Origin of the sequence: Thermoanaerobacter sp. A7A, assembly GCF_000445185.1 — a bacterium.
GTDB lineage: Bacteria > Bacillota > Thermoanaerobacteria > Thermoanaerobacterales > Thermoanaerobacteraceae > Thermoanaerobacter.
Genome location: NZ_AVAF01000125.1, coordinates 1 through 1,678, shown reverse-complemented (window position 1 = coordinate 1,678; position 1,678 = coordinate 1). Strand labels below are relative to the sequence as shown.

The 1,678-nt window shown below is 29.7% G+C and carries 3 protein-coding genes; 1 reads left to right on the top strand and 2 read right to left on the bottom strand.

Annotated elements, in window-relative coordinates:
* Nucleotides 1–201: 201 nt before the first annotated feature.
* Nucleotides 202–486 carry a hypothetical protein gene (locus M663_RS0109870; RefSeq protein ID WP_029688795.1) on the bottom strand — a complete coding sequence of 95 codons (285 nt, stop codon included), beginning with the start codon at nt 484–486 and terminating at the stop codon, nt 202–204.
* 31 nt (nt 487–517) lie between these two features.
* A complete protein-coding gene (locus tag M663_RS0109865; RefSeq protein WP_029688794.1) occupies nt 518–706 on the bottom strand; it encodes an SHOCT domain-containing protein in 189 nt (62 codons plus the stop codon).
* Between the two features lie 239 nt (nt 707–945).
* Between M663_RS0109865 and M663_RS0109860 the strand changes: the two genes are divergently transcribed.
* The gene (locus M663_RS0109860) at nt 946–1,641 is read left to right on the top strand and encodes a response regulator transcription factor (RefSeq protein WP_029688793.1); all 696 of its coding nucleotides are present in this window, start codon (nt 946–948) and stop codon (nt 1,639–1,641) included.
* The last annotated feature ends 37 nt before the right edge of the window (nt 1,642–1,678 follow it).

Here is a 1,678-nt window from a genome sequence, read left to right as displayed (position 1 = left end):
ATAGGAAAAAAGTATGTCTGTAGAATGGCTTAAATGAAGGTTTCTGAATTTTGCACAAGTCTATTTATTATATAAAGGGGTTTATCAAAAATCTGTGATTATTGTCACTTATTATACTAAAAAAAGGCAAATTATATACAAATACATCCCCCCTTTTTCTGTATTCAGAAAAATGGGGGGTTTTCAATCTGATTATTTAGCTCATTTTTTTAAAATTTTAGTTATTTCTATATACTCATCTAAGGTGATTTCACCGCGAGCGTACCTTAACTTGGCAATTTCTAATGCTTCATTATTAGGATCTGTATCGTGTTTTTTAAAAAAGTTAACATTTCTAATCTGTTTTACTAGCAAGTAAATTACTACGCCTATTAAAATTAAGAACAATATATTGGTAAGTCCACCACCGAACCAAGTTCCATAACCACAAGGATAATATCCTCCAAACCAACGACCTAAACCACCCATCATATATCCTCCAAACATTATTTACTCCTCCTCTCTAAATATTTAAATTTTACAAAATACTTTTTAATTTGTTATACTCTTCTTCTGTAATTTCACCTTTAGCCAAGCGTATATCAAGTATTCTTTTTGCTTCATTTGCTTGGTAATTTTTGCTTTCATTCAAATTATTAATCATTCTTTGCAGATCACCTGTTTTGTACAAATAAAAACCAATTGCCAAGATTAATATAAGACACATACTTTTCAACTCCTTTCTATTTATCGAAAAATTGTTAACTTGCTTTCAACTTTATTTTAAAACTTACTTTTGAAGAAAATATGAAGAGAAAATAAATACAGTTTAATTAAAATAATTTCCAAAAGTAGGCGATTAGATTTTTGCGAACTGTGATGTATAATATATTAAAAGAAGTTTATCAAGCTATTTTCATAAGTTATTCATAATTTTGCTGCAAAATAATAAAGGGTGGATGGAAGATGAATAAGAAAATATTTGTGGTTGATGACGAAATAAAAATACTTGAAGTTGTAAAGTCATACCTTGAGCATGAGGGATTTAGTGTTATTACTGAAACTAATGGCAATAACGTTTTAGATACATTCAAAAAAGAAAAACCAGACCTTGTTATATTGGATCTCATGTTGCCAGCTATTTCAGGAGAGGAATTGTGCAAGAGAATACGGCAGTTTTCCAATGTTCCGATATTGATGCTTACAGCAAAAGTTCAAGAAAGTGATAAAATTAATGGATTTTCTATAGGTGCTGATGACTATATTACAAAACCATTCAGCCCACGTGAATTGGTTATGAGAGTAAAAGCAATATTAAGAAGAACAACTGATGATGTGCCTCTTGCTGAAGTAATGTCTTTTAATAATGATGACCTTGTGGTCGATTTTAAAGCACACACGGTGAAGAAAAAAGGAGTAGTTGTAAATCTCACTCCAAACGAATTTAAAATTTTAAAGTTTTTAATTCGCAATCCAAATAGGGTCTTTACAAGAGAAGAATTAATTGAAAAAGTTATGGGATTTGACTATGAAGGCTATGACAGGACGATTGATGCACATATTAAAAATTTAAGACAAAAAATTGAAGACGATACGAAAAATCCAGTGTATATTAAAACGGTGTATGGTGTTGGATATAAATTTAGTGATGGAAATATTTAGAAATAATTTAAGAACAGGGACGGCTATTGTATTTATT

What these genes read in the sequence shown, in the direction of transcription:
- M663_RS0109870 (WP_029688795.1), bottom strand. Translation starts at nt 486, where the DNA reads ATGTTTGGAGGATATATGATGGGTGGTTTAGGTCGTTGGTTTGGAGGA.
- M663_RS0109865 (WP_029688794.1), bottom strand. Translation starts at nt 706, where the DNA reads ATGTGTCTTATATTAATCTTGGCAATTGGTTTTTATTTGTACAAAACA.
- M663_RS0109860 (WP_029688793.1), top strand. Translation starts at nt 946, where the DNA reads ATGAATAAGAAAATATTTGTGGTTGATGACGAAATAAAAATACTTGAA.